Annotated in this window: 23 protein-coding genes; 5 read left to right on the top strand and 18 right to left on the bottom strand. The window is 64.3% G+C overall.

Annotation, left to right across the window (positions count from 1 at the left end; all coding sequences use genetic code 11):
* From zapE to ACFC3J_RS10310, 3 genes are all read right to left on the bottom strand, one after another.
* Positions 1-673, bottom strand: a 673-nt coding sequence (gene zapE, locus ACFC3J_RS10300; RefSeq protein WP_375196080.1) for a cell division protein ZapE, incomplete at its 3' end; no start/stop codon positions are given.
* A complete protein-coding gene (locus ACFC3J_RS10305; RefSeq protein WP_375196121.1) occupies positions 670-1,101 on the bottom strand; it encodes a PaaI family thioesterase in 432 nt (143 codons plus the stop codon). The genes ACFC3J_RS10305 and zapE, both read right to left, overlap by 4 nt.
* Before the next feature lie 34 nt (positions 1,102-1,135).
* Positions 1,136-1,924, bottom strand: a complete 789-nt coding sequence (locus ACFC3J_RS10310) for a succinate dehydrogenase iron-sulfur subunit (RefSeq protein WP_046764649.1) — start codon at positions 1,922-1,924, stop codon at positions 1,136-1,138.
* A 157-nt stretch (positions 1,925-2,081) separates the two neighbouring features.
* Here ACFC3J_RS10310 and ACFC3J_RS10315 point away from each other — a divergent pair, with 157 nt between their 5' ends.
* Genes ACFC3J_RS10315 through ACFC3J_RS10325 form a run of 3 tightly spaced genes read left to right on the top strand, consistent with a single transcriptional unit; the run spans position 2,082 to position 4,689 of the window.
* On the top strand, positions 2,082-3,173 hold the full coding sequence (locus ACFC3J_RS10315; RefSeq protein ID WP_375196081.1) for a glycosyl transferase: 1,092 nt from the start codon (positions 2,082-2,084) through the stop codon (positions 3,171-3,173).
* Positions 3,170-4,264 (top strand): CDP-alcohol phosphatidyltransferase family protein, encoded by a 1,095-nt coding sequence (locus ACFC3J_RS10320; protein WP_375196082.1) that lies wholly within the window; start codon positions 3,170-3,172, stop codon positions 4,262-4,264. The genes ACFC3J_RS10315 and ACFC3J_RS10320 overlap by 4 nt, the downstream gene beginning before the upstream one ends.
* A complete protein-coding gene (locus ACFC3J_RS10325) occupies positions 4,261-4,689 on the top strand; it encodes an HIT family protein (protein WP_375196083.1) in 429 nt (142 codons plus the stop codon). Before ACFC3J_RS10320 ends, ACFC3J_RS10325 begins: the two co-directional genes overlap by 4 nt.
* Here the strand turns inward: ACFC3J_RS10325 and ACFC3J_RS10330 are convergent.
* Positions 4,677-5,444, bottom strand: a complete 768-nt coding sequence (locus tag ACFC3J_RS10330) for a sugar phosphate nucleotidyltransferase (protein ID WP_375196084.1) — start codon at positions 5,442-5,444, stop codon at positions 4,677-4,679. The genes ACFC3J_RS10325 and ACFC3J_RS10330 overlap by 13 nt on opposite strands.
* Positions 5,445-5,564: 120 nt before the next feature.
* On the opposite strand from ACFC3J_RS10330, the gene ACFC3J_RS10335 reads away from it, so the two are divergent.
* Positions 5,565-6,884 carry a lipopolysaccharide biosynthesis protein gene (locus ACFC3J_RS10335; RefSeq protein WP_375196085.1) on the top strand — a complete coding sequence of 440 codons (1,320 nt, stop codon included), beginning with the start codon at positions 5,565-5,567 and terminating at the stop codon, positions 6,882-6,884.
* Here the strand turns inward: ACFC3J_RS10335 and ACFC3J_RS10340 are convergent.
* The 9 genes from ACFC3J_RS10340 to ACFC3J_RS10380 form a co-directional block, all read right to left on the bottom strand.
* Positions 6,881-7,384 (bottom strand): asparaginase domain-containing protein, encoded by a 504-nt coding sequence (locus ACFC3J_RS10340; protein ID WP_375196086.1) that lies wholly within the window; start codon positions 7,382-7,384, stop codon positions 6,881-6,883. The genes ACFC3J_RS10335 and ACFC3J_RS10340 overlap by 4 nt on opposite strands.
* Positions 7,385-7,450: 66 nt before the next feature.
* Positions 7,451-8,263, bottom strand: coding sequence for a pyrroline-5-carboxylate reductase family protein (locus ACFC3J_RS10345; RefSeq protein ID WP_375196087.1), 813 nt, complete (start codon positions 8,261-8,263; stop codon positions 7,451-7,453).
* Between the two features lie 20 nt (positions 8,264-8,283).
* Positions 8,284-8,790 carry a YbjN domain-containing protein gene (locus ACFC3J_RS10350; RefSeq protein ID WP_375196088.1) on the bottom strand — a complete coding sequence of 169 codons (507 nt, stop codon included), beginning with the start codon at positions 8,788-8,790 and terminating at the stop codon, positions 8,284-8,286.
* Positions 8,791-8,882: 92 nt separating this feature from the next.
* Positions 8,883-9,173: an accessory factor UbiK family protein gene (locus ACFC3J_RS10355; RefSeq protein ID WP_375196089.1), complete on the bottom strand. Its 291-nt coding sequence runs from the start codon at positions 9,171-9,173 to the stop codon at positions 8,883-8,885.
* A gap of 43 nt (positions 9,174-9,216) precedes the next feature.
* On the bottom strand, positions 9,217-9,765 hold the full coding sequence (locus ACFC3J_RS10360) for a TspO/MBR family protein (RefSeq protein ID WP_375196090.1): 549 nt from the start codon (positions 9,763-9,765) through the stop codon (positions 9,217-9,219).
* Between the two features lie 20 nt (positions 9,766-9,785).
* The gene (locus ACFC3J_RS10365) at positions 9,786-12,890 is read right to left on the bottom strand and encodes an efflux RND transporter permease subunit (RefSeq protein WP_375196091.1); all 3,105 of its coding nucleotides are present in this window, start codon (positions 12,888-12,890) and stop codon (positions 9,786-9,788) included.
* Positions 12,891-12,897: 7 nt separating this feature from the next.
* Positions 12,898-13,956 carry an efflux RND transporter periplasmic adaptor subunit gene (locus tag ACFC3J_RS10370; protein ID WP_375196092.1) on the bottom strand — a complete coding sequence of 353 codons (1,059 nt, stop codon included), beginning with the start codon at positions 13,954-13,956 and terminating at the stop codon, positions 12,898-12,900.
* Positions 13,957-14,043: 87 nt separating this feature from the next.
* Positions 14,044-14,781 carry a TlyA family RNA methyltransferase gene (locus ACFC3J_RS10375; RefSeq protein WP_375196093.1) on the bottom strand — a complete coding sequence of 246 codons (738 nt, stop codon included), beginning with the start codon at positions 14,779-14,781 and terminating at the stop codon, positions 14,044-14,046.
* A complete protein-coding gene (locus ACFC3J_RS10380; RefSeq protein ID WP_375196094.1) occupies positions 14,781-16,802 on the bottom strand; it encodes a protein-disulfide reductase DsbD family protein in 2,022 nt (673 codons plus the stop codon). The genes ACFC3J_RS10375 and ACFC3J_RS10380 overlap by 1 nt, the downstream gene beginning before the upstream one ends.
* Before the next feature lie 78 nt (positions 16,803-16,880).
* Here ACFC3J_RS10380 and ACFC3J_RS10385 point away from each other — a divergent pair, with 78 nt between their 5' ends.
* A complete protein-coding gene (locus tag ACFC3J_RS10385; RefSeq protein WP_375196095.1) occupies positions 16,881-18,554 on the top strand; it encodes an alkaline phosphatase family protein in 1,674 nt (557 codons plus the stop codon).
* A 7-nt stretch (positions 18,555-18,561) separates the two neighbouring features.
* Here ACFC3J_RS10385 and epsC read toward each other — a convergent pair whose 3' ends face one another.
* From epsC to ACFC3J_RS10410, 5 genes are all read right to left on the bottom strand, one after another.
* Positions 18,562-19,566 carry a serine O-acetyltransferase EpsC gene (epsC, locus tag ACFC3J_RS10390; RefSeq protein WP_375196096.1) on the bottom strand — a complete coding sequence of 335 codons (1,005 nt, stop codon included), beginning with the start codon at positions 19,564-19,566 and terminating at the stop codon, positions 18,562-18,564.
* 91 nt (positions 19,567-19,657) lie between these two features.
* The gene (locus tag ACFC3J_RS10395) at positions 19,658-20,977 is read right to left on the bottom strand and encodes an ATP-binding protein (RefSeq protein ID WP_375196097.1); all 1,320 of its coding nucleotides are present in this window, start codon (positions 20,975-20,977) and stop codon (positions 19,658-19,660) included.
* Positions 20,974-21,684, bottom strand: a complete 711-nt coding sequence (locus ACFC3J_RS10400; RefSeq protein WP_375196098.1) for a response regulator — start codon at positions 21,682-21,684, stop codon at positions 20,974-20,976. The genes ACFC3J_RS10395 and ACFC3J_RS10400 overlap by 4 nt, the downstream gene beginning before the upstream one ends.
* Positions 21,685-21,875: 191 nt before the next feature.
* Positions 21,876-22,718 (bottom strand): TorF family putative porin, encoded by an 843-nt coding sequence (locus ACFC3J_RS10405; protein WP_375196099.1) that lies wholly within the window; start codon positions 22,716-22,718, stop codon positions 21,876-21,878.
* Between the two features lie 296 nt (positions 22,719-23,014).
* Positions 23,015-24,511, bottom strand: a complete 1,497-nt coding sequence (locus ACFC3J_RS10410; RefSeq protein ID WP_375196100.1) for a SulP family inorganic anion transporter — start codon at positions 24,509-24,511, stop codon at positions 23,015-23,017.
* Positions 24,512-24,515 lie beyond the last annotated feature (4 nt).

Below are 24,515 nucleotides of genomic sequence, written 5' to 3' on the forward strand. Positions count from 1 at the left end.
GCGCCCTGGTCGCCTCAGGACCATTGGGCGCGTGCCACAGTTCAGCATCGCCCAGTCGATCGCGCCGGTAATCGGTCGGCCCGTTCAGCGTCATCACGTCGAGCCTGATCTTGATAAGATCGATGAAGGGCAGGAAAAGCTGACGGTTGAGACCGTTCTTGTAAAGTTCGTCCGGCTCGCGGTTGGAGGTGGTGACGATCGTCACGCGCCTTTCCAGCAGGCCGGTGAACAGGCGCGACATGATCGCGGCATCGGCCATGTTGTTGACGACCATCTCGTCAAAACACAGCAGCCGCGCCTCCTCGGCCAGAGAATCGACGACCGGCGGGATGGGATCGCCCGTTTCCGACTTGCGCGCTTCGGCAAGGCGCGCATGCACGTCCAGCATGAATTCGTGGAAATGGGCGCGCTTCTTGCGCTGGACATGAACCGTGTCGAAGAACAGGTCCATCAGCATCGATTTTCCGCGCCCGACGCCGCCCCACATATAGAGGCCGCGGGGCGGTTCCGGCGCCTTGCGCAGCAGCCGCCAGAGCGTGGAGCCGCGCGGCGGCGTCGCTTCCAACTCCTGCTGCAGGCGGTCGAGCCGTTCGGCCGCCGTCCGCTGATCGGGATCGGCCCGTAACTCGCCCGCAGCGACGAGCGCGTCATATCGGGCGATTACGCTCGTCACCTGGATTCGGGCGCCTTGCGCACGGTCGCCGTCGAGGCCGCGATCAGGCTCTCATCCTGAAGGATCGTCATGCGCAGGAACATCAATCGCCCGGTCTCCCGCAGCAATTCGACTTCTGCCCGCAAATGCGGCCCAATCTTTCCCGCTCCACAATATTGCATGGAAAGGTCAACGGTCACCGCCGCGGCCTGTTCCGGCCGCCCCATCGCCGCCAACCCTGCAAAATAGGCATGGTCCGCGAAACCGGCGAGAAAGCCGCCATGCAGCACGCCCAGCCGATTGGCGTGCGACGACCTGCTTTCCAGCATGACCGTCGCCTTGCCCGCCGTATCGCTGCGGGAATAGCTGGGACCGATCGCCGAATCGAGAAACGTGCCCGGCATGGGATCGGCCCAGGACAGCCAGCCAGCCCACGGCCCATCGGGCACGCGGCTCAGAGGACCTGCCGTGTCGCTCACCTTGTCAGAGCTGTCGTTCGACCATCATCTTCTTGGTTTCCGCGATCGCCTTGGCGGGGCTGAGACCCTTGGGGCAGACGTTGGCGCAGTTCATGATGGTGTGACAGCGGTAGAGGCGGAAGGGATCTTCCAGCTCATCCAGACGCTCGCCGGTATATTCGTCGCGGCTGTCGGCCAGCCAGCGATAGGCCTGCAGCAGGATGGCCGGACCAAGGAACTTGTCGCTGTTCCACCAGTAGCTCGGGCAGCTGGTCGAGCAGCAGGCGCACAGGATGCACTCATAGAGGCCGTCCAGCTTTTCACGATCGGCAGGCGACTGGAGTCGCTCCTTGCCGCTCGGTGCCGGGCTGACGGTTTGCAGCCAGGGCTTGATCGAATTGTACTGCGCGTAAAAGTGCGTGAAATCAGGAACCAGATCCTTGATCACGTCCATGTGCGGCAGCGGCGTGACGCGCACTTCCTTACCCGAACATTCCTCGATCGAGGTGGTGCAGGCCAGACCGTTACGCCCGTTCATGTTCATCGAACAGGAGCCGCAAATGCCCTCGCGGCAGGAACGGCGGAAGGTCAGCGTCGGATCATATTCATTCTTGATCTTCAGCAGCGCGTCCAGAACCATCGGGCCGCAATTGTCGAGATCGATCTCGAACGTGTCGTAGCGCGGGTTCTGCCCGGAGTCGGGATCATAGCGATAGACCTTGAAGCTCTTGACGTTGGTCGCCCCGTCAGGCGCCTTGTGGGTAACGCCCTTGGCGCTGATCTTGCTGTTCTTGGGCAACGCAAATTCGGCCATTGCTCGTCAAGCCTCTTCGGATGTGTCTAAGCAGTTCGGCGTTGCGCATAACAAAAAATCTGCAAAGGTCCAGCACGGAAGAGCAGCACCAGGACGGGTTGCTTGATTTGATGCCGCCTTCGCCGTTAGGGCGCGGCACAGCCTGGAGACCCGCCCGTTGCGCACAGACATCGCTTTTCTGGCCATTACCGAAGCCCATCAAATCTATCATTGGCTGCCCGCCGCGCTGGCGCTGTCGCGAAGAGTCGGCGTGAAGGTTCATGTGCTGTCGCCCTCCCGCATGATCCTCGACCTGGTTGCCGATTATGATTCCGAGGACGCGCTGAACCTCATCCGCCTGCGCCGACCGCCCTTCGTGCCCGACTCGCTGTTTCGCCAACCTTCGCGTCTTCTGACGCTGATGCTGAACCATGCGTCGATCCGCCGCTTTCCCATTCTGGTGACGACCGAGATTTCGAGCGGCTGGCTGCGCCGCATGCCCGGCTTTTCATCGCACATGGTGCAGATCAAGCATGGCGCGGGCGACCGGGAGGGCGGCTACAAGGCGCGCCACGCCGCCTTCGAGTTGACCCTCGTAGCAGGGGAAAAGGATCGGCGGCGCCTTATCGAACGCGGCCTCTGCACCCCGAAAAATTGCGCGGTAGGGGGCTATGCCAAATTCGAACTGCGGGCACCGCGGCAGCGGTTTTTCGACAATGAGCTGCCGGTGCTGCTGTATAACCCGCATTTCGACGGGAAATTATCGTCGTGGATCAACCATGGGCCGGAGGTGCTGGCCGCGCTGGAGGCGCTGGAGGGCTGGAACGTCATCATCGCGCCCCACGCCAAGCTTGCCGCGCGCACGCCCCCGATCTTCAGCCAGGCGCCGCATATCCGCGTGGATATGGGCAGCCGCCATTCGATCGACATGAGCTATACGATGAGCGCCGACGTCTATCTGGGCGATGCGTCGAGCCAGATATATGAATTTCTGCTTCACCCCCGCCCCTGCATCTTCCTCAATCTCGACCAGCGCGACTGGCGCGGCGATGAGGCCTTCGCCCATTGGCGGCTGGGGCAGGTGATCGAGGATATCGGGGCGCTTCCGCAGGCATTGGAACATGCATCAGGCTTGCAAGCCGGGTTCGTTGATGCTCAGGAAGCGGCCATGTCCGACTCCATTGACCGATCCCCCAAACTCGCTTCCGAGCGGCAGGCCGACCTGATCCTGAATTTCGCCAGGGAATTCGAAGGGACGGCAGGCGCGTGACGCAGAGCATTACGACCACGCTGGGACCAGTCCGGCTGACAGGCGACAACCCGACCCGCATCTGGGGCATGTCCAATGCCGAGCGATGCCGCCGCATGGCCGAAAGCTCCGCGAAGAACGGCAGCACCCTGGCGGACGGCCATGAATTGCTGTTCAACCTGAGCTATGTCTTCGACCCGCTCCTGCTGCGGGAGGTGCTGGCGAACCCGGGCACCGTCTTCGTCTGGGGGGCTACGCCGATCGTCGGGCAGATTCCCGCTGGCAGCGACCCGTTGACCGCAGCGCATGTGATCGATCTGTCGGACGGACGGAAGCTCTACAACCGGCAGCTCCGCAAGCTGGAGCAGCCCTTCGTCCGGGAACTGACCCCCGCGACCCGACGCGGCATTGAACGGCAAAGCTATTTCGGCGCCTATAAGGGCGTGACGGACCTGCTCACCAAATATCTCTGGCCCGAACTGGCGCTGTGGCTGACGCGGCTGGCCGCCTCGATCGGCATGACGCCCAATATGGTGACGGCGATCGGCGCGGCGCTTTGCGTGGTTGCGACCTGGTTCTTTGCGCAAGGGCTTTACTGGACGGGAATGCTGGCCGGCTTCATCTTCATGGTACTGGACACGGTGGACGGGAAACTCGCCCGCTGCACCATCACCTCGTCCAAATGGGGCAATGTCGCGGACCATGGCGTGGACCTGATCCACCCGCCCTTCTGGTGGTATTTCTGGGGCGTGGGACTGTCGGCCTGGGGATTGGCGCTCTCGACGCAGACATTTGCACTGGTCATGGCGGTGGTGATTGCCGGCTATGTGCTGCAACGGCTGATCGAAGGCCTGTTCATCAAGGATTTCGGCATGGATATCCATGTCTGGGGCCGCTTCGACAGCTGGTTCCGGCTGATTACCGCGCGACGCAATCCCAATATGGTGATCCTGTTTGTCGCGCTGCTGGCGGGACGACCGGACATAGGCCTGATCGCGCTGGCGTGGTGGACCGGGATCTCGCTGCTGGTGCATGCCGTGCGGCTGATGCAGGCCTATGGCGCGAAGCGCGCTGGGCGACCCATCGTCAGCTGGATGGAGGCAGGAGCATGAACGCGACCATCGAGAAATTCGGCTTTCCGGCAACGCTGATAGCGGAATTCGACCATTGGGTGGTGCTGCTGCGCCCGGCCCAACCGACTCTGGGTTCGCTGGTGCTCGCCGCAAAGTCCGAGGCCACGGCCTTCGGGGATTTGCCGCCGCAAGCCCATGCCGAACTGGCAGGCGTGACAAAGGCCATCGAGAGCGCGCTCATGCAGACCGTCGGCTATCAGAAGATCAATTATCTGATGCTGATGATGGTGGACCCGCATGTCCATTTCCACGTGCTGCCGCGCTATGAGGGCAGCCGGGAGCATGCAGGCGTCGGGGCCACCGACGCCGGTTGGCCGGGACAGCCGGACCTGAGCAGCGCCGCAAAGCTCTCGCCGGAGCAGATCGCCGCGCTGACCGACTGGCTGAAACCTTATTTCGCGTAGCGACCCTCTGCCAGCCAGCGGGCGGTGAGCGCCTTCGCCCCCTCGACATCCTGCGGGAAGTCCACTTCCTGCCAGTCCAGTCCCTCGATCGAGACCGTGCCGACCCGGTTGCCCTTGGCGATGATGTCGATAGCACGCAGATACCAGCGCTCTACGCCCTCCGGGGTGCGCATCATCTGGTCGATCTGGTTGCGGAAGATCGCCGGGCCTTCGCCCTTGAACGCGAGCATGCCGATGGATTCCGCATTGGTGTCATGCGGCAGCAGACGCTTGCCGATGGCATGGAGGCGTCCGGTCTCATCCCGGTTCACCTTCATGTCGTCATCATCATAATCGCCATGCTTGACGTCGACGGTCACGGTGATCGCGTCCTGCGCGCCTGCGATCAGTTTGCCGACGATCTCGTCCGAAACGATCGTGTCGCCGTTCAGGATGATGAAGTCGCTATCCATCTCCTCCCGCACGATCCAGCAGGTGCCCAGATTGTCCGCCACCTGGAAGAAGGGATTGAACACCGTGCGTATGCGCGCGCCCGTATCGCGATAGAGTTGCAGCGCATGATCCTCCACCCGTTCCGTGCGGAAGCCCGTGACGACGACGATGTCGGTCACGCCATTGGCGACCAGCGCGGCGATCTGCCAGCTGATGAGAGTCCGGCCGTTGAAATCGATCATGCATTTGGGCACGTCGCGGGTGAGCGGCAGCAGGCGTGAACCCTGCCCTGCGGAAAGAATAATGGCTTTGGTGATGCTCATGGCGCGCGGCTTTAAAGCAAAGATCCCGCAATGGATAGCGCATGTTGCATCGCACCCTGCCCCATCCTAGATAGGCCCGCGCCTGACAAACGGCGTTGCAACGAAAGGCCGGTTCCCCAAGTGAAGAGCAAGCGCGGATCGGGTGGCGCTCAGGACGGCTTTGCCCGCATTCTGGCGAACACCGGCTGGCTGCTGGGCGGCAAGGGCGTGGGCGCAGTCCTCAGCCTCGTCTATCTCGCTATCGTCACGCGCACGCTGGGCGTCGCGGATTTCGGACGTTTCGCGCTGGTGTTGAGCGCGGCCAACGTCATCAAGACGCTGGTGAGCTTCGACAGCTGGCAGATCGTGGTGCGATACGGCCAGCCCCATCTGGCGTCAGGCAATGACGACGCGCTCAACCGGGTGTTGCGCTTCTGCATCCTCATCGATCTGGCGTCGGCGCTCGCGGGGGGGCTGATCGCGGCCTTCATCATCCTTGCTTTCGGATCGTTGATGGAACTGTCTCCGGCCATGGGCCTGCAGGCATGGCTTTTCTGCATGGTGATGATGATCACCATCCGGTCCAGCCCAACCGGCGTGCTGCGGTTGTTCGACCGCTTCGATTCGGGTGCTTTTGCCGAAACGATGATTCCGGTGGGCCGGATGATCGGCGCCGTGATTGCCTGGGTGGCGATGCCGGACGTAACCGGCTTCCTGATCGCATGGGGAGCCGCAGAACTGCTTTGCGCGGTCAGCTACTGGTGGCTGGCGCTGCGGGTCGGGGGTCAGAGGCTCGGAAGCTGGCGGGCTGGCAGGACACTGGACGCGCGCGTGGAAAATCCGGGAATCGTCGGCTTTCTGACCGCCACCAATCTACAGACCACGCTCTCTTCCGTTGGACAGCAGGTGGCGGTGCTGGTCGTCGGCCTCTTCGTGGGTCCGGTGGGCGCAGGTCTCTATCGCCTCGCCAATCAGCTCGCCAATTCGCTGACCAAGATTTCAAGCCTGCTGTCCCGCAGCATCTTCGTGGAACTCAGCCGCACCCACAGCAGTCACGGGGCCGAGGCGCTGGGCACCCTGTTCCGGCGCACGAACCGCCTGGCGCTGATCGCCGGCGCCGTGATCGTCGCGCTGATCCTGACCATCGGCCATCCGCTGCTGGGCCTGATCGCGGGCGAGGCCTTCCTGCCCGGCTATCCGCTGCTTGTGCTGCTGGGCGTATCCTCCTGCATCGATCTGGTCGGCGTCAGCTACCGGCCGTTGCTGATGGCGACTGATCGCGCCACTCTGGCACTGCGGATCACCTTCATTTCCACTGCGCTGCTGCTGGCGATGCAGGCGGCGCTGCTGCCCATCTACGGCACGATCGGCGCCGCCGGGGCGAACATCATCGCTTCGATCGTGGGCTTTGCAATGATGGGCCTTGCAAGCAGGCGGGCCGTGACGGGACGAAGCGCTTAATCTTCAACGGGGACGAAAGCGCCCTTGGTCCGGTCCTTCACGACCCTGTCGGCGCGAAAGACCGAGCCGCTCATCGTGATATAGACGCCCGGCTCCGCGACCTGCACGGTTGCGAAGGCCATTCCCAGATTGAAGCTCGCGTCGCTTTCCCCAAAGCGGGCGGGAGCAAGCGCGCCCACCAACACCACCGTCTTGCCGGGAATGGCGGCAAGCAGCTTCGCCGTTTCCGTCATCGTATCGGTGCCATGGGTGATGATGATGTGCTTCTCCGGTGCTGCGGCGACCCGGTTGCGGATCAGCCCGCGGTCGGCATCATCCAGTTCCAGACTGTCCTTGCGCACCACTTCCTCGATCCGGAAAGGCCGCTTGACGCGGGCGATGTCGAGCAGCTTCGCCACCACCGTTTCGCCCACCTGATAGTCCGACAAGGCATCGAAATAGATTTTGTCGATGGTCCCGCCGGTGGTGAGCAGGAGGATGGGCGTTTCAGCGGGCAACATATCGGGACTCCGAAGGGGGGTGCGCCGCCCTTTAAGGCATTTCGCCTGGGGCGGGAACCCTTCGGCCTACCGACCTTTCGCCATCTCCTCTCCGCGGTCGCGGGCTGCGACAAGAGTGTCGGTCAGCAGCTTCAGCAGCCGGTCATCAGCGTCCAGCACGTTCAGCCCCTGCCGCGTCATGCCGCCGGGGCTGGCAACCCGATCGGCAAGGACGGCCGGGCTTTCGCTCGCCCGGGCGGCCATGCTGGCCGAGCCGCGCACCGTCGCGAGCGCCATGCGGGCCGACTGGTCGGCGGGCAGGCCCAGCGCTTCACCGGCGCGGGCAAAGGCGTCGATAAAGCGGAACAGGAACGCCGGACCGCAGCCGGAAAGCGCGGTGACTTCATTGAACTGCCCTTCATCGGCAATCCATTCCGCCAGTCCCAGAGGCGCAACAAGGGCGCTGATCTCGGCCCGCGCGTCGGCCGGGAGAGCCGCATCGGCGTGCAGCGCGGTTACGCCCTCTCCTATGCCGACCGGCAGGTTGGGCATGGCGCGGACCACCTCTCCGGCATTCGGGAAACAAGCCTTGAGGTCAGCCAGCGGCGTCCCGGCAAGGATCGAAAGGATGCGGGTTCCCGCATGGCAGATCGGCGCGAGCAAGGCTGCGACATCGCCCAACTGATAGGGCTTCATGCCCAGCAAAACGGTCGTCCGACCCGGAAGGGACGCGGGATAGTCCGTCACCACGCGAACGCCGTCAGTCACCGGCTTGCCGCTTGGCCGCAGAACGGTGACCTTGTCAGGATCAAGGCCGCAGCCAAGCCACCGGGCCAGCATCTGCCCCGCCATATTACCGCAGCCGACGAGAAACAGATGTTCAGGGAAAATATCGGTCATCAATCAACTCAGGAAACATCTCAGGCTTCGCCGCGGGTTTCGATCAGGCTCGCGGAAATGGCTTCGGTGGGTGTCTTGCCGCCCCAGAGGACGAACTGGAACACCGGATAGAAGCGTTCGCACTCGTCGATAGCGGTTTCGATCAGGATCTGCGCCTGATCCAGCGTCAGCGTGCCGCCCGCGCCCAGCAGCGCGCCGTGGCGAAACAGAATGATGCCGCTCGATGACCAGAGCTCGAAATGGCCCAGCCAAAGCTGTTCGTTGATCAGGCCCAGCGTTTCATAGATCGCACTGCGCTTGTCATCATTCACGCGGATATCGGGCAGGGCGAGGAGCTGAAGCACCTGATCCTCGTCACGCCAGATGCCGCGCAGCTCATATTGCGCCCAGGACCCCTGAGTGCTCGCGACGATTTCGTCCTCGCCCACCTGATCGAAGCTCCAGCCATGCGCCTCAAAATAGGCGGCCAGCATGTCGATCGGCGCGGCTTCCTGACCGCCATTTTCAAATTCGTCGCTGTCCATCATCCGCTCGCCTTAGAGCATTTTCCGATCGGGAGGAAAGCGCAACCCGCGGAAAAACGCGTGGACAACCAGGGATGCTCAGGAAAAGCAGCCGCTTATTCCGAATCCGCAGATTTGGTGCGGACGCTTTTCTTGACCGGCTCGGGCGCCTTACCCTCCAGCGCGTCGAGGCGCGCCTTCAGCAGTTCCACTTCCTCCCGGGCGGCAGCGGCCAGCGCCTTCACCGCGTCAAATTCATCGCGGCTGACGAAATCCATGCCGCCGATCCACTGCTTGGCCTTTTCACGGGCATTGGTTTCGAACTCGCGGCTCATGCCCGCGACCGTGCCGGCCGCACCGTTCACCAGCTTGGCGAGGTCGTCGAAAAAGCGGTTTTCGCTCTGCATGATGCTTCGTCCTTCCGTGCGGCGCCATGGTTGGCGCCAAAAATCATATCTGGGTCTGGAGAGCGGGTTTGCCAAGGCTTTCCGCGTCCGGATTGAGGCGGCCGATCTCATAGTTGAGGTAGGATGCAAAGGCCAGCCAGCACAGATAGGGCAGCAGCAAAAGACCGGCAGCCCGGCGAACGCGCCAGAAAAGCAGGGTCGTGACGGCGACGAGGACAGCCAGCGCCCCGATCAGGATGAGCGCGTTGTCGACCTGGTGCGCGCGGAAGAAAAGAGGCGACCAGATCAGGTTGAGCGCCAGCTGGATCAGGAAAGCCGCGATGGCGAGACCCCTTCCCCGCGCGCCGCGCGCATGGAGCACCATCGCCAAGGCCAGCGCCATCAATATGTAGAGGATCGTCCAGGCGACGCCAAAGGCCCATCCGGGCGGGATGATGTCCGGTTTGGCCAGCGCCGCGAACCAGCGGTTGCCATAGCCACTATTGGCCAGCCTGCCTGAAAGAAAGCCAAGGAAAACAATCGCAGGCACAGTAACCAGTGCCCAGCGCAGATAGGCGAGGCGTAATTGACCCGGAGACGCAATCTCGTTCATCGGCAACGAAGCTCCACGATTTATTCAGCGGCTTCGGGCGAATCCTTCAAGGCCGAGTCAAGCCGCCGACTGACGGTTTGCGGTGAAACGGTTCGTCCTGCAACCCGCGAATAGAAGATGGGGATGAGGAACAGCGTAATCAGCGTCGCAAGGCTGACGCCCGACACAACCACCACACCGATGCTGTGACGGGCGGCCGCCCCTGCCCCGCCGCGAATGACCAACGGCACGGCGCCGATGACGGTTGCGATGGAGGTCATCAGGATGGGGCGCAGGCGACGGGTAGCGGCCTGACGAATGGCCTGCCCGATCTCCAGTCCTTCGTCGCGCAGCTGATTGGCGAACTCGACGATCAATATGCCGTTCTTCGCGGCAAGTCCCACCAGCATGACGATGCCGATCTGGCTGTAGAGGTTGACCGATCCACCCGTCAGCCCAAGCCCGATGACGCCGCCGGCCACGGCCAGCGGCACCGTGGCGATGATGACCCCGGGGTGGATGAAGCTTTCGAACTGGGCAGCGAGCAGCAGATAGACGATCAGGATCGTCAGGCCGAAGACCAGCCAGATCGCACCGCCGGTCTCCCGCAGCGACTGGCTTTCGCCGCGATAGCCGATGGCGACGACCTCGGGCGACTGGCGCGCCTGATCTTCAAGGAAACTGAGCGCCTCGCCCAGCGAATAGCCCGGAGCGAGCGCAGCGGTGAGCGTGATGGCGCGGAGCTTGTTGTAGCGGTTGAGCTGGCGCGGCCCGGCCACTTCCCGCACCGTGACCACCGCCGACAGGGGCACCAGCGCGCCGGTGCGGCTGCGCACGTTGATGCGCTCCAGATCCGTTCGGGTCTGGCGGCCTTCGCGTTCGGCCTGCACAAGCACCCGATATTCTTCGCCCCGGTCGACATAGGTGGTCACGCGGCGCGAACCGAGCAGGGTCTGCAAAGCCTGGCTGATGTCGTTCGCCGACACGCCCAGATCGCCCGCGCGCTGCTGATCGACCTCGATCCGCATCTGCGGCTTGGTTTCCTTGTAATCGCTGTCGAGGTTGATGAGGCCGGGATTGCCTGCCGCCGCCGCCATGATGCGGTCCCGGGCGGCGACCAGCCCTTCATAGGTCGATCCGGCCAGCACCAGATTGACCGGCAACCCGCGCCCCCGCCCCAGCCCCGAACGCGGCGCGACGTTTCCGCGCACGCCGGGCTGGGCGGCGATCACCCTGTTGATGGCGTCGGCAACCTGCGCCGTGGTGATCGACCGGTCCTCCCATGGCCGCAGAAAGGCGATGATATTGCCGCCGTTGAAATCGTCGCTGCCGCTGAAACCGGCAGGCGCGCGGACGTTCAGCACCTTGAGCGAACCATCGTCGCGCAAGGGCTGAAGATCGGCCTCGATCTTTTGCATATAGGCTTTCATCCGGTCGAAGCCGGTGCCTTCAGGAGCCGTGACCTGCCCGTCGACCACGCCGGTATCCTCGGCCGGCGCCAGTTCGGTCGGCAGCGTCATGAAGACCCCCGCCGATGCGGCCAGAAAGATCGCGACGACGATCAATGCAACGGCGGGTCTGGTCAGAACCCGGTCGAGCAACCGGCCATAGGCGCCCTCCAGCCTCTGGAAACGGTCATCGACCCAGCGCGACAGCCAGGACCGCCTGGAATGACGCAGCAGCTTTGAACAGAGCATGGGGGCAAGGCTGAGCGAGATGAAGCCCGAAAAGGCAATGGCAGCGATCATCGCAATGGCGAGTTCACGGAACAGCAGGCCCGTCTGCCCGGCAAGGAACATCACCGGCACGAACACGGCGCACACGACCAGCGTGGTGGAAATGATCGCAAAGCCGACCTGCCGCGTGCCCAGATAGGCGGCCAGCAGCGGGTCCTCCCCCTGTTCGATGCGATGATAGACATTTTCGAGCACGACGATGGCGTCGTCCACGACCAGACCGATGGCCAGCACGAAGGCCAGCAGCGTCAGCAGGTTGATCGACAGGCCCAGCAACCACATCACCGCGCACGTCGCCAGCAGGCAGATCGGGACCGTGACGGAAGGGATTATGGTGGCGCGGAGCGACCCCAGAAACAGGAAGATGACGGCGATCACCAGAATCGCCGCCTCGGCCAGCGTGTCATAGACATTGTCGATGGCCCGGCTGATGAACAGCGATTCGTCCGAGCCGATATTGACCTGCATCCCCGCCGGGAGCGTGGGCCGCAGCTCCTCGATCAGCGCCTTGGCCTTTTCCGCGACGTCCAGCGTGTTCGCGCCCGACTGGCGAATGATGCCGACGCCGATGCCGGTCACGCCGTTGGAGCGGAAGCTGGTGTAAGGATTTTCGGGGCCCTGCTCGATCCGCGCCACATCGCCCAGTTTTACCTGATAGCCGTCTGCCCCGCGCCCGATGACCAGTTGCCCGAACTGGTCGGGGGTGGAAAAGGCGCGTTCGACGCGCAGCGTCTGGTTCTGATCCCGCGATTCGAAACGGCCCGCAGGCAGCTCCACATTCTGCGCACGCAGGGCATTTTCAACGTCGCCGGGCGTGATGCCGAAGGCCGCCAGCCTTTCCGCGTTCAGCCAGATGCGGGTCGATGGCCGTTCATCGCTGCCGCCGGTGACACGGGCGACGCCATCGATCGCGGAAAAGCGATCCAGCACGTTGCGGTCCAGATAATCGGCGATCTGCGTGGGCGTCCATCCCGGCTTGGTAAAGGTGATGAACAGGATCGAGCGGGCGTCAGCGTCGACCTTGCGGATTTCAGGCGCAAAGGCGTCCTCCGGCAGATCCTCCGTCACCGCGCCCACCCGGTCTCGCACGTCGTTGGCGGCCGAATCGATGTCGCGGGAGGGATCGAATTCGATGCTGATCGCGGATGTCCCGTCGCGCGACGTCGACGTGATCGTCTGTATGCCCTGCACCCCCGCCACCGCATCCTCGATGATCTGGGTGATGCGGGTTTCGACCACGGCGGCGGCCGCGCCGGTATAGCTGGTTTCGACCGAAACGATCGGCGGATCGGTATCCGGATATTCCCGCACGGAGAGGCTGAGCCAACCCACCACTCCCACGATGCAGAGCAGCACGGCGACGACAGCCGCGAAAACCGGACGGCGGACGGAAAGATCGGAAAGCTGCATGGCGCCGTCAGCCCGCGGCCTGGGCGGCTTTGGCGCTCCTGGCTTCCGGCGCGTCGCCGGGCAGGCGCACGGGGACGCCGTCGGTCAGCTTGACGACGCCGTCGGTGACCACGGTCTGACCTGCCCTCACACCGCCCAATATCTCCACGCGTCCGTTCTGACGCACGCCAGTGTCAACCTTCACCCGCTTCGCCTTGCCGTCCTGCACCAGAAAGAGGAAGCGCTCCTCCCCATCGCCGACCACGGCAAGTTCGGGCACTGCCAGCGACCGCCGCTGTCTGGCGATGACATTGACGGTCAGCAACATGCCCGGCTTCAATGCGCGGTCGGTGTTGGGCAGTATCGCCCGCACCCTGACCGCGCGGGTGGCCGGATCGATCACCGGATCGATGGTGGTGATGGTACCGCTGAAAGGTCGATCGGGCCAGGCGGCCGACACGGCCTTGATCGGCTGTCCTTCATGGATCAGCGACAGCCGGGTTTCAGGGACGGTGAAGTCCAGCTTGATCCGCGAAATGTCGCTGACCGTGGCGATGGGCGTGCCCGCGGTCACGATGGCGCCCGGCGAAACCGTGCGCAGACTGACCCATCCGCCGAAGGGCGCGCGGATGATCCGGTCGCCGATCGAGGCGCTGGCCTGCTGCGCAGCGGCGCGGGCGGAACGGGCCAGCGCGACCTGGCTTTCAAGGCTTGCAGAAGTGGCAAAGCCGCGTTGCTTGAGCGCCTGGATACGCTCCAGCTGTTGCTGCGCGGCGAGCGCCTGCGCCTGCGCCGCGGCGAATTCAGCCTTCTCCTGTCCCACTGCGAGCGTCGCGATCACCTGCCCGCGGCTGACAAAGCCCCCGTCACTGAAATTGAGCGACGTGATGCGCTCGGTAACCGGAGCAGACAGCACCACCTGCTCATTGGCGAAGGCCGTTCCGACGGCATCCAGATTATCGGTAAAGCTCTCGGTCGCAATCGGGGCCGCCGACACCAGCGCAGCGGCACGCGCTTTCTTTTCCTTCTCGCCCCCGCAGGCAGACAGGCTGAGCGCAATCACGAAAAGGGTCAGAAGCGTGCGCATGGGAATGGGCTAATAGGCCTTTGCAAGCGACACAAATGGTCATTTGTCGCATATTGTAACTATAGCGGCGAAACGAATGCCGGGAGATTATCCGCCAAATATTGCGTAGAGGAGAAACTCCACATTGCCCTGCGGTCCCGTGATCGGGCTGGCGATGACGCCTTCCACCCGCCAACCCTTGGAAATCGCCCAGTTCTTGACCTCTTCGCACACGCGTTCATGGATTGCGGGATCACGGACGACGCCACCCTTCCCCACTTCCTCGCGCCCCGCCTCGAACTGGGGCTTGATGAGGGCCACCAGCCCCGCACCGGGGCGGGCAAAACTCATGGGCCGGTCCAACACCTTGGCAAGCGAAATGAAGCTGGCGTCGCAGACGATGATATCCACCATCTCAGGGATATGGTCGGCGGTCAGGATGCGCGCGCTGGTCTGTTCATGGACGATGACGCGGGGGTCGGAGCGCAGCTTCCAGGCAAGCTGGTTGGTGCCGCTGTCGACCGCATAGACCCGCGCCGCCCCATGGGTCAGCAGAACGTCGGTGAACCCCCCGGTCGAGCTGCCGACATCGATGGCGACGGTGCCGGTCACGTCGATATGAAAATGCTCCAGCGCGTGGGCGAGCTTGATGCCGCCGCGGGAAACCCAGGGATGGTCCCGCCCCTTCACCTCCAGCTCGGCATCGGGGGCAACCTGCTGACCGGCCTTTTCAATCTTCCTGTCGCCCAGAAACACCAGACCCGCAAGGATGAGCGCCTGCGCACGGGCGCGGCTTTCGGCCAGGCCATTGTCGACGAGCAGCTGGTCGGCACGAACCTTGGCCATCAGCGCACCAGATCCGCGAGAGTCGAAGGGGTCAGGATCTGGGGCAATGTCCGCGCATCCCTGCCGGGGGCGTACCAGAGATAGAGCGGCACGCCCGATCGCCCGTGCGCTTCGAGGAAGCGGGTGATGGCGGGGTCGGCATTGGTCCAGTCGCCGATCATGACCGTGACGCCGGCCTTTTTGAAGGCGGCCCGGGTTTCGCTGCGATTGATGGCGGCGGCTTCATTGGCTTTGCAGGTCAGGCACCAATCAGCCGTGAAGTAGAGGAAAACCGGCTTGTTCGCGGCACGCAGGCTGGCAAGACGCGCCTCCTCGAAAGCAATGCCCTCCGCCGGGGCCGCAAAAGCGGGTGCACGGGCAGGCAGTGCAGCGGCAGCGCCTGCAAAAAGCGCCAGCGCAGCGCAGGCGACGGCAATGCCGCCACGTTTGCCATGATATTGGCGCTGGCCCAGCCACCAGAGCAGCAGTCCGAGGACGATCGCCCCCGCGACCCCGATCGCCATGGCAGCGCCGCCGCGCTGCTGGCCAAGCAGCCAAAGCAGGCCGAACGCAGTCAGGGCCATGGGAATGGCGAGCAGCTGCTGGAAGCGGCGCATCCAAGGACCGGGCCGGGGCAGACGGGTGCGGAGCGCGGGCAGATAGGCAAGCGCGAGAAAAGGCAGGGCAAGGCCAAGGCCCAGTCCGGCAAACACGCACAACGCGGCGGGCAGCGGCAGGATGAGCGCCGCGCCCATGGCCGCCCCCATGAAGGGACCGGTGCAGGGCGTCGCGACGAAGGCCACAAGCACGCCGGTCCAGAAGGCGCCGGTTGCGCCGCCCTTGCCCACCAGCTTTTCACCGCCGCCAAAGGCGCCAAGTTCGAACAGACCCGCAAGGTTGAGCGTGATCGCGGTGACCAGCAGCAACAGGAACAGGATGATGCGGGGGTCCTGCAACTGGAACGCCCAGCCGACCGCCGCCCCCGCTGCCCGCAGGGCCAGCAGCAGACCGCCCAGCGCAAGGCAGGTCAGCACGATGCCCAAGCCATAGGCCAGTGCTTCACGGCGAACGGCATGCTCATCCCCGCCCGCCCGGGCGAGCTTCATCGCCTTGAGGCCGAGGATCGGAAAGACGCAGGGCATGATGTTGAGCAGCAGGCCGCCCAGCAACGCGCCTCCCAGCGCAAGCAGAGCGGTCCGGAGCGTGACGGAACGGGCGGCCGGAACGGCGCCGGCCCTTGCCGTCAGCAGAAAGCCGACATGATCGCCGGTGCGCAGGACGGCCTGCATCGGGCCGGACCCGAAGCCCTGCGCCGCTTCCGTTTCGATCAGCAGGCGGTCGCCCTCCCGCGTGATGCGCTGCGGGGCGGCATAGCGGGCGATGCCGTCTTTCAGCGGGAAGAGATGAACGTCCGCCGCCCTGGCGCCCGCGGGAAAGGGAACGGACAGGCGCAGACGGCCGTCCGCGATCGCATACTGCGCCTCGCTGCCCAGAGGGCGGGGCAGATGACGGCGCCAATCGTCGAACTGCGCCCGCGCCGATGGCAGGATCGCACCCTCGCCCGCGACCAGATCCAGCCTCAGCGTCGCGCCTTCCGGTACGCACACCTTGTCCGTGCAGGCCAGCCAGTCTGCCCGTACCATGAGCGGCAGCTTCGTGCCCGCCGCAGTATCGGGCGCGACGTTCAGCGTCGCCAGAACGCCATATGGACCTTCATAGACATGGTTCATCAGGCCCGAAATGACGAGCGTTTGGGGCACCGGATAACGCAGCGCGCCGATGGTCACGCCTTTGGGCAACGTCCATTTGACCGTCATCCCAAGACCCGCATCGCCCGGATTTTCCCAATAGCCGTGCCAGCCCGTTTGCGGCGTCATGGAAAAGGCGATGGTCATGCTCTTGCCCGGTTGCGGGTCGGCGCTTTCCGCGACGAGCGCCGCCGCAATATGCGGGGCGCCCTGACCGAACGCCCCCTGCGCCCGCGCCGCCGTCGGCGCGAGCAGGAAAAGCGCTGTCATCAGAAGGACATGAAAAATCCGCATCGGGCCTCTGGTCGCGTGAATGCAAGGGGGCTAGGTCCCGATGCATCCGCCGTCAAGGCATCAGAAGGTATCCGGTTCATGTTGAAAAAAGTCGCTGCTGCCCTGCTTCTTGCCAGCGCAGCGCCCGCACTGGCCCAGGCCCCGGCGGCTGCCCCCGCTCCCGCCCCCACGTCCACGTCCACGATACCGCCCAAGCTGATCGTGGCCATCTCCGTCGACCAGTTCTCGGCCGATCTGTTTAGCGAATATCGGCAATATTATGTGGGCGGCCTCAAGCGGCTCACCGAACAGGGCATCGTGTTCCCGCGCGGCTATCAGAGCCATGCCGCTACGGAAACCTGCCCCGGCCACAGCACCATCCTGACCGGCAGCCGCCCTTCGCGCACCGGCATCATCGCCAATAACTGGTTCGATCTCGGCGCTGCCCGCGCCGACAAGTCGATCTATTGCGCCGAGGACGAAAGCCAGCCGGGCAGCAGCAGCGGCAATTATGTCGCCTCGCCCGTCCATCTGAAGGTGCCCACGCTGGGCGGACGGATGAAGAACGCCAATCCCGCGACCCGCGTCGTGTCCATTGCGGGCAAGGACCGCGCGGCGATCATGATGGGCGGCCCGAACGCGGATCAGGTCTGGTGGCTGGGCGGGCCGAACGGCTATGTCAGCTACAGGGGCGTGGCGACGCCGCCTCTGGTGGCCAAGGTCAATGAAGTCTTGGCCGAGCGCCTCGCCCAGCCCAATCCGGGCTTTGAGCTGCCCCCGCAATGCGCGGCCAGGGATTTTCCGGTCAAGGCGGGCAACATGACGGTCGGCACGGGCCGCTTTGCCCGTGAGGCAGGCGATTTCAAGGGCTTTCGCGTCTCGCCCGAACAGGATGCGATGACCCTGGCCTTCGCTGCCGCCGCGGTCGAAACAATGGCGCTGGGCAGGCAGGCGCAGACCGACATCCTCTCCATCGGCCTGTCGGCAACCGACTATATCGGTCACACCTACGGCACCGAAGGGACGGAAAGCTGCATTCAGGTCGACCGGCTCGACCGCGAGCTGGGCGCCTTCTTCGACCGGCTGGACAAGGATGGGCTGGATTATGTGGTGATGCTGACCGCCGATCATGGCGGCCACGACCTGCCCGAGCGGCACCGTCTCAACGCCATGCCGATGGAGCAGCGCGTCGACATGGCGCTGACGCCCAAGGCGCTGTCGGCGGCAATCGCGGAAAAGACCGGCATCACGGGCAAGAAGCTGATCTGGGGCGATGGCCCGGCGGGCGATCTTTATTTCGACCCCAGCCTGACCACCGCCCAGCGCGCCCGAGTGGAAGCGGCAACCCTCGCCCTGCTGCGCGCCCACCGCCAGGTGCAGACCGTTTTCACCAAGGCGGAAATCGCCGCAACGCCCTCCCCCTCTGGCCCCCCGGAAAGCTGGTCGCTGCTCCAGGAGGCGCGGGCCAGCTTCGATCCGCAGCGGTCGGGCGATCTGCTGCTGCTGCTGAAACCACGCGTCATGTCGATCCCCGAACAGGCGGTGATGGGCTATGTCGCCACCCATGGCAGTCCGTGGGACACGGATCGCCGCGTGCCGATCCTGTTCTGGCGCAAGGGGCTGGCCCATTTCGAACAGCCGCTGGGCGTCGAGACGGTCGACATCCTGCCGACGCTGGCGGCGCTGATCCACCTGCCGGTGCCGAAGAATGAGATTGACGGCCGCTGCCTTGATCTCGTCGCAGGCGACGGAGACAGCTGCCCGGCGCAATAATCGCGCCTCAGATATTCTCCGCGATCCCGTCGCGCCCTTCGTCCATCAGCGCGTGAACGCGATGGGGCGCGGAGACCTCGACCCGGCTGGTGACCTCATAATGGGCCTTGGCCTGACGGACATTGCTGTCGGCAGGCACGCTGTCGGTCAGCCAGACATTGCCGCCGATCACCGACCGGCTGCCGATGATGATGCGGCCCAAAATGGTCGCGCCGGCATAGATCACGACGTCATCCTCGATGATGGGATGGCGCGGCAGGGCCTTTTCCAGCCGCCCCCGCTCATCTGCCGGGAAGCTGCGCGCGCCCAGCGTCACGCCCTGATAGATCCGCACCCGGTCGCCCACGATCGCGGTTTCGCCGATGACGACCCCGGTGCCATGATCGATGAAGAAGCTGCGACCGATCTTCGCGCCGGGATGGATGTCGATCCCGGTGCTGCCATGCGCGATTTCCGAGATGATCCGCGCCACCAGCGGCGCGCCCAGCTGATACAGCCGGTGGGCCAGACGATGATGGGTGATCGCCATCATGGACGGGTAGCAGATCAGCACTTCGTCCACGCTGCGCGCCGCCGGATCGCCCAGGAAGGCGGCTTCCACATCGCTGTCGAGCAGTTCGCGCAGCGACGGCAGGCTCTGGGCAAAGGCGCCGATGATGCGCGTTGCTTCCTGATCCACCCTCGCGATCGGCTCGCCCCTCAGCGCATAGATCAGTTCGAGGCGGATTTGCCCATACAGGCGGCTGAGAACGGTTTGCAGCGTCTGCGCGACATAGACATCCTCGTTATGCAGACGCACGAAACTCGGGCCAAGACGCAACGGAAACAGCGCGCCGCAGAGCGCCGCCATGATTTTGGTCAGCGAGGCGCGGGAAGGAAAGCCCTCCGCGCCATATTCGGCATGATGATCCTGCGCCTGCCGCCAGCGCCGCCGAACCATGCCCAGTTCGGCTGCCAGCCGGTCGATGTCCCAATATTCCGGAGCGATGTCGCTTTCGCCTTCTGCCGTCATATATGCCTCTTTTCGAACCGGCACATGGCATAGCGCCGCAGGGCAGCGGGCGGTAAACGAGTTTTGCTTGGGGGTGTGCAGATTCTCTTTGTCAGCGTCGGGACGCATCCATCGGGGGATACAGGCAGATTTCCGCCCGCAGTCCCCCTTCAGGCCGATTGGCAAGGGTCAGTTGTCCCCCTTCCTGCTCGACGGCGCGGGCCACGATGGCCAGCCCCAACCCCAGGCCGCGGGTATTGCGTTGCCGCGCCTCGTCCAGTCGGGCGAAAGGCTTCAGGACCTCGTCCAGCTTGTCGCGGGGAATACCGGGGCCGTCATCGTCGACCCGGATCAGCACTTCCGCGTCCTTGCGCTCCAGCGTCACGCGGGCGCGGCCACCATAATGCAGCGCATTTTCGATCAGATTGACGACAGCCCGACGCAGCGGCAGCGAGCGCAGCATCATTTCCAGATGATCCGGCCCGGCATAGTCGACCGGCTTGCCATGATCCTGAAAGGCGTCGACCACCGTGGCCACCAGTACCGCCAGATCGGTTCGCACCGGCGGCTCGCCATTTTTCTCGCCGCCCAGAAAAGCGAGCAGCGAGTCGATCATCTCGCCCATTTCCTCCAGATCGCTTTCGATCGCCTCCCGCGCATCATTGTCGGGAAGGTTTTCGAGCCGCAACTGCAGCCGGGCGAGCGGCGTGCGCAGGTCATGGCCCACCGCCGCCAACGTCTCGGTCCGTTCGGTGATCAGGCGGTGGATGCGCTTTTGCATCGCATTGAAGGCACGGATCAGGTTGCGCACGTCATTGGAGCCGCCCTCCTCCACCATGACTTCATCGCCAAGGCCGATGCGCTCGGTCGCTCTGGTAAGGTCGCGCAGCGGCGCCAGCGTCCGGCGGATCAGGAGGCCCCCGACGATCAGCAGCGCCAGCACCGGGATCAGCGCCAGCCCCATGCGGCCCAGGGTGAAGGTCCATTTGCCGCCGCTATGCCGCATGCCGAAATAGAGCCAGCTGCCGTCCGCCAGCCGCATCCCGCCATTGATTTCGGAAACGCGCCCCGGCGCGGCCAGCCGCAGCCAGAGACCCGACTGCTCCAGCGTCGGTTCCCAGTTGATGATCTGGCGGCGCATCCGCTCAAGCTCCGGCGCCAGAGGCGGCGGCGGCGGCGAAGCCGGGGTCCAGTGGACGTCGTATCGATCGGTGGTCAGTTGCAGCGACAGGGCATGCCGCTCGTCCGGCGGTTGCTCGGTCAGGAGCTTGCGGGCGATGACCAGATGCTCGGCCAACCGTCGGGCCTCGTCATCCTGGAGCGAGAGCTGGGTGGCCCGCTCATAGACCAGCGTGCCGACGGCGAATTCCAGAGTCAGGGTCAGCAGCAGGATCGCGAAAATCTGCCCGACCAGACTGACATGCCGTCTCAAGCGCGGCTGACCTCCGCATTGAACATATAGCCGACGCCGCGAACGGTTGTAATCGGCGCGGCGCGGTCGTCGGTCGACAGTTTGCGGCGCAGGCGACTCACGAGGACGTCGATGCTGCGGTCACTGCTGTCGCCCATGCGGGTACGGGACAGCTCGATCAGCCGTTCGCGGGCGATGACGCGCTGCGGGTGGCTGAGGAAGGAGCCGAGCAGATCGAACTCCGCGCCGGTCAGTTCGACGATCGCGCCGGTGGGCGAACGCAGTTCGCGGCGGGGGAAGTTGACGATCCAGCCGTCGAAACGGGCCTCGTTTTCGCGATGCTCGTCCGGGCCGCGCTCCACGCCGACGCGGCGGAGGATGGCGCGGATGCGGGCGATCAGTTCGCGCGTGCCGAAGGGTTTGGGGAGATAATCGTCCGCGCCCAGTTCCAGCCCGACGATGCGATCCGTCTCGCTGCCCTTCGCGCTGATGAAGATGATGGGCACATCGCTCTTGCGCCGGATCTGACGGCAAAGATCAATGCCGTTGGTGCCGGGCAGCATGACGTCGAGAACGACGAGATCGACCGGGCCGGCATCGAAGGCAACCCACATTTCGGGACCGGACGAGGCCGGACGGACCTGATAGCCATGTTCCTGCAGGGCCCGCGCGGTCAGCGTGCGGAGCGGCGGGTCATCCTCTACCAGAATGATGGTCGGGGCGGTCATGCCGGAAAGCAAAGAATTTGGCGCATGGAGAAGGAGATAGGTCTGGCCGGTTGGAGGGTCAACCGCACGTTGCCACAGCAACAAGGCACAGGCAATTCAGCAACAATTTGTCACGGGCAGGATAAGCGGCTGCCCCCTTGCAGAAATTTTTGTCATGCCGGGCCTTGTGCAAAGGCCCGGCATGCAGCGCGTCAGAAGGCGGCCGAAAGGGAGAAGACCACCTGGCTGCGCGCAATCGACTTGCCGAAATTGTCGGCGTCCTGAACCATGAAGTTCGGGCGCAGATAATTTTCCTCGACCCGCGCAATGTCGGTGTCGACATAGGCGACGCCCAGCGTCAGCGGCGTGCCGGGAATGGCGACGTCAGCGCCCACCAGCCAGTCGAGATATTTGCCGGTCGGGGCGATCGAGGTGCCGTTGGGGCCAAGGCCGGGATTGCCGTTCGACCAGCCCAGATGCGCCTTCAGCGTGACGGGCGTGTTGGGCACGGCGCCGCTGATGTCGCCCCAGACGTAGAGATTGTCTTCCTTGTCGCCCGGATTGAAGATGGTGCAGGCCGCATCGCTGCACCAGTTGCCCAGCGCTTCCTGCTTGGGAGCGTAGGCGACGCCGACCAGACCCTTGACCGGACCCAGCTGGCTCGACAGCTTGACATAGGGTTCGGCAAAGTCGGTGATGTCCGCGCCCGAAGGATACATATACCAGGTCAGGCCGACGTCCAGCGTCGCGCCGCCCACCGGGATCGCATAACCCGCGAACAGGTCCAGTTCCATATTGGCGCCGCCGAACTGGCCCCAGCCCGCAAGATTCGAAGCCCAGGTGCCGACATAGGCGCCGCTTTCATGGGTGACGGTCACGCCGCCCTGAACGGCCATGGCCCTGTCGGACTGCGACACGCCGCGGAACCGATAGTCGGACACCAGCGCAACGCTGCCGGAAACGGTGATCGGGCCTGCGGGCTCCTCCTGAGCGAAAGCCGGGGCGCTGGAAAGCAGCGCAAGCGCGGCACAGGCAATCTGATACTTCATGAACATTCCCCTTTAGGTAAGAATGTTCCGTCCTGCGTCCGCCAAGTTCAAAGATCTGCACTTTCGTTCGTCTTCGATACCGGCGAATTGACCCCAGACTATTCCCGCAAGGACGTTAGGGAAACGGATTTTTCCGCACATGCGAAGCTAATCTTCAATCTGTGCCACCAGAAGCACGATTATTTTCTTTTATGGCTCTAAATGTTTCTATTTGATTTCTGGTTCAAGACAGATTGTTAAAAAGCCGCCGCGTCACAGTCATGACGCGGCGGCTCTCCTGTCGCCCGGTAAGGGGGTGAAGATCAGGCGACCAGGTGGCGCATCCGGCCGGTGGCCCCGAACAGTTCGACCTCTGCCCCGGCGCCCCGCCGGCGGTCGACCCATTCGCGCACCATTTCGGCGCAGGTATGGTCGATATGGCCCAGCCGCTCGACATTCAGGATGACGAGGCGACCTGCGGGAACCGATTCCAGCTTGGCCGAGAGTTTGGGCAGGCTGAGGAAGGTCGCGGTGCCGTGCAGCGCAACTTCATGCGCGTCCTCGCGGCTTTCCTCCTCCATGCCGAGCCGCAGGCGGCGGGCATGAGGCAGCATTTCCAGCAGCGACAGGCCGATGCCAACCAGAACGCCGGTCAGCAGGTCGGTCGCTACGACGCAGATCAGCGTCGCCGCCCACACCACCGCCGGAAGCGGACCATAGCGGTGGAAAAGATGCTTCACATGATCGACGCTGACGAGGCGGACGCCGGTCACGACGAGGATGCCCGCCAGCGCGGCCATCGGGATTTCCCGCAACAGCCAGGGCAGCAGGGCAACGAAGCCCAGAATCCAGATGCCGTGCAGGATGGTCGACAGACGGGTCTTGGCCCCCGCCTGCACGTTGGCCGAGCTGCGGACGATCACGCCGGTCATCGGCAGGGCCCCCGCAACGCCGCAGAGCAGGTTGCCGATGCCCTGGGCGCTCAGTTCGCGGTTGTAATTGGTGCGAACCCCGTCATGCATGCGGTCGACCGCCGCCGCCGACAGCAGGGTTTCCGCGCTCGCAATGAAGGCGATGGCGATGGCGGTGGTGATGATCGTCGGATTCATGAGCTGCGCAAGCAGACCCTGTTCCGGCAGAGAAATCGCCGAGATGATCGATTCCGGCACCACGACGCGCGCCACCGGAAGGCTGAGCACGAAGGCCGCCAGCGTCGCCAGCACCACGCCGACCAGCGCGCCCGGCACCAGCTTCAGCGACGCCGGACGGATTTTCTCCCACCCCAGCATGCCGCCGATGGTAAGAAGGCCCACGGCAAAAGCGGTCGCGGCATCCTGATTGCTGAGGCCGAAAATCTGCCCCGGCATGGCGACCAGATTGGCAAGGCCGCTCGACAGCGGCTTGTCGTCGAACAGGACATGGAACTGACCAACGACGATCAGCACGCCAATGCCTGCCAGCATGCCATGCACCACTGCCGGAGAAATGGCGCGGAACCAGCCGCCGACCCGCAACAGGCCTGCGATCACCTGAATCGCACCGGCAAGGATCAGGATCGGCCCCAGGGCGGACAGTCCCTGTTTCTGCACGATTTCGAAGACGATGACCGCCAGACCCGCCGCCGGGCCGCTCACCTGAAGCGGCGAGCCCGCCAGCAGGCCAACGATCAGACCACCGATCATGCCGGTGATCAGGCCCTTTTCCGGCGGCACGCCGGAGGCGATGGCAATACCCATGCACAGCGGCATCGCCACGAGGAAGACGACGATGGATGCCGTGAAGTCGCGGCTGAAGGTGCCGCCGGAAAATGCCTTTAGCATGCGG

Origin of the sequence: Sphingobium sp., assembly GCF_041987595.1 — a bacterium.
GTDB lineage: Bacteria > Pseudomonadota > Alphaproteobacteria > Sphingomonadales > Sphingomonadaceae > Sphingobium.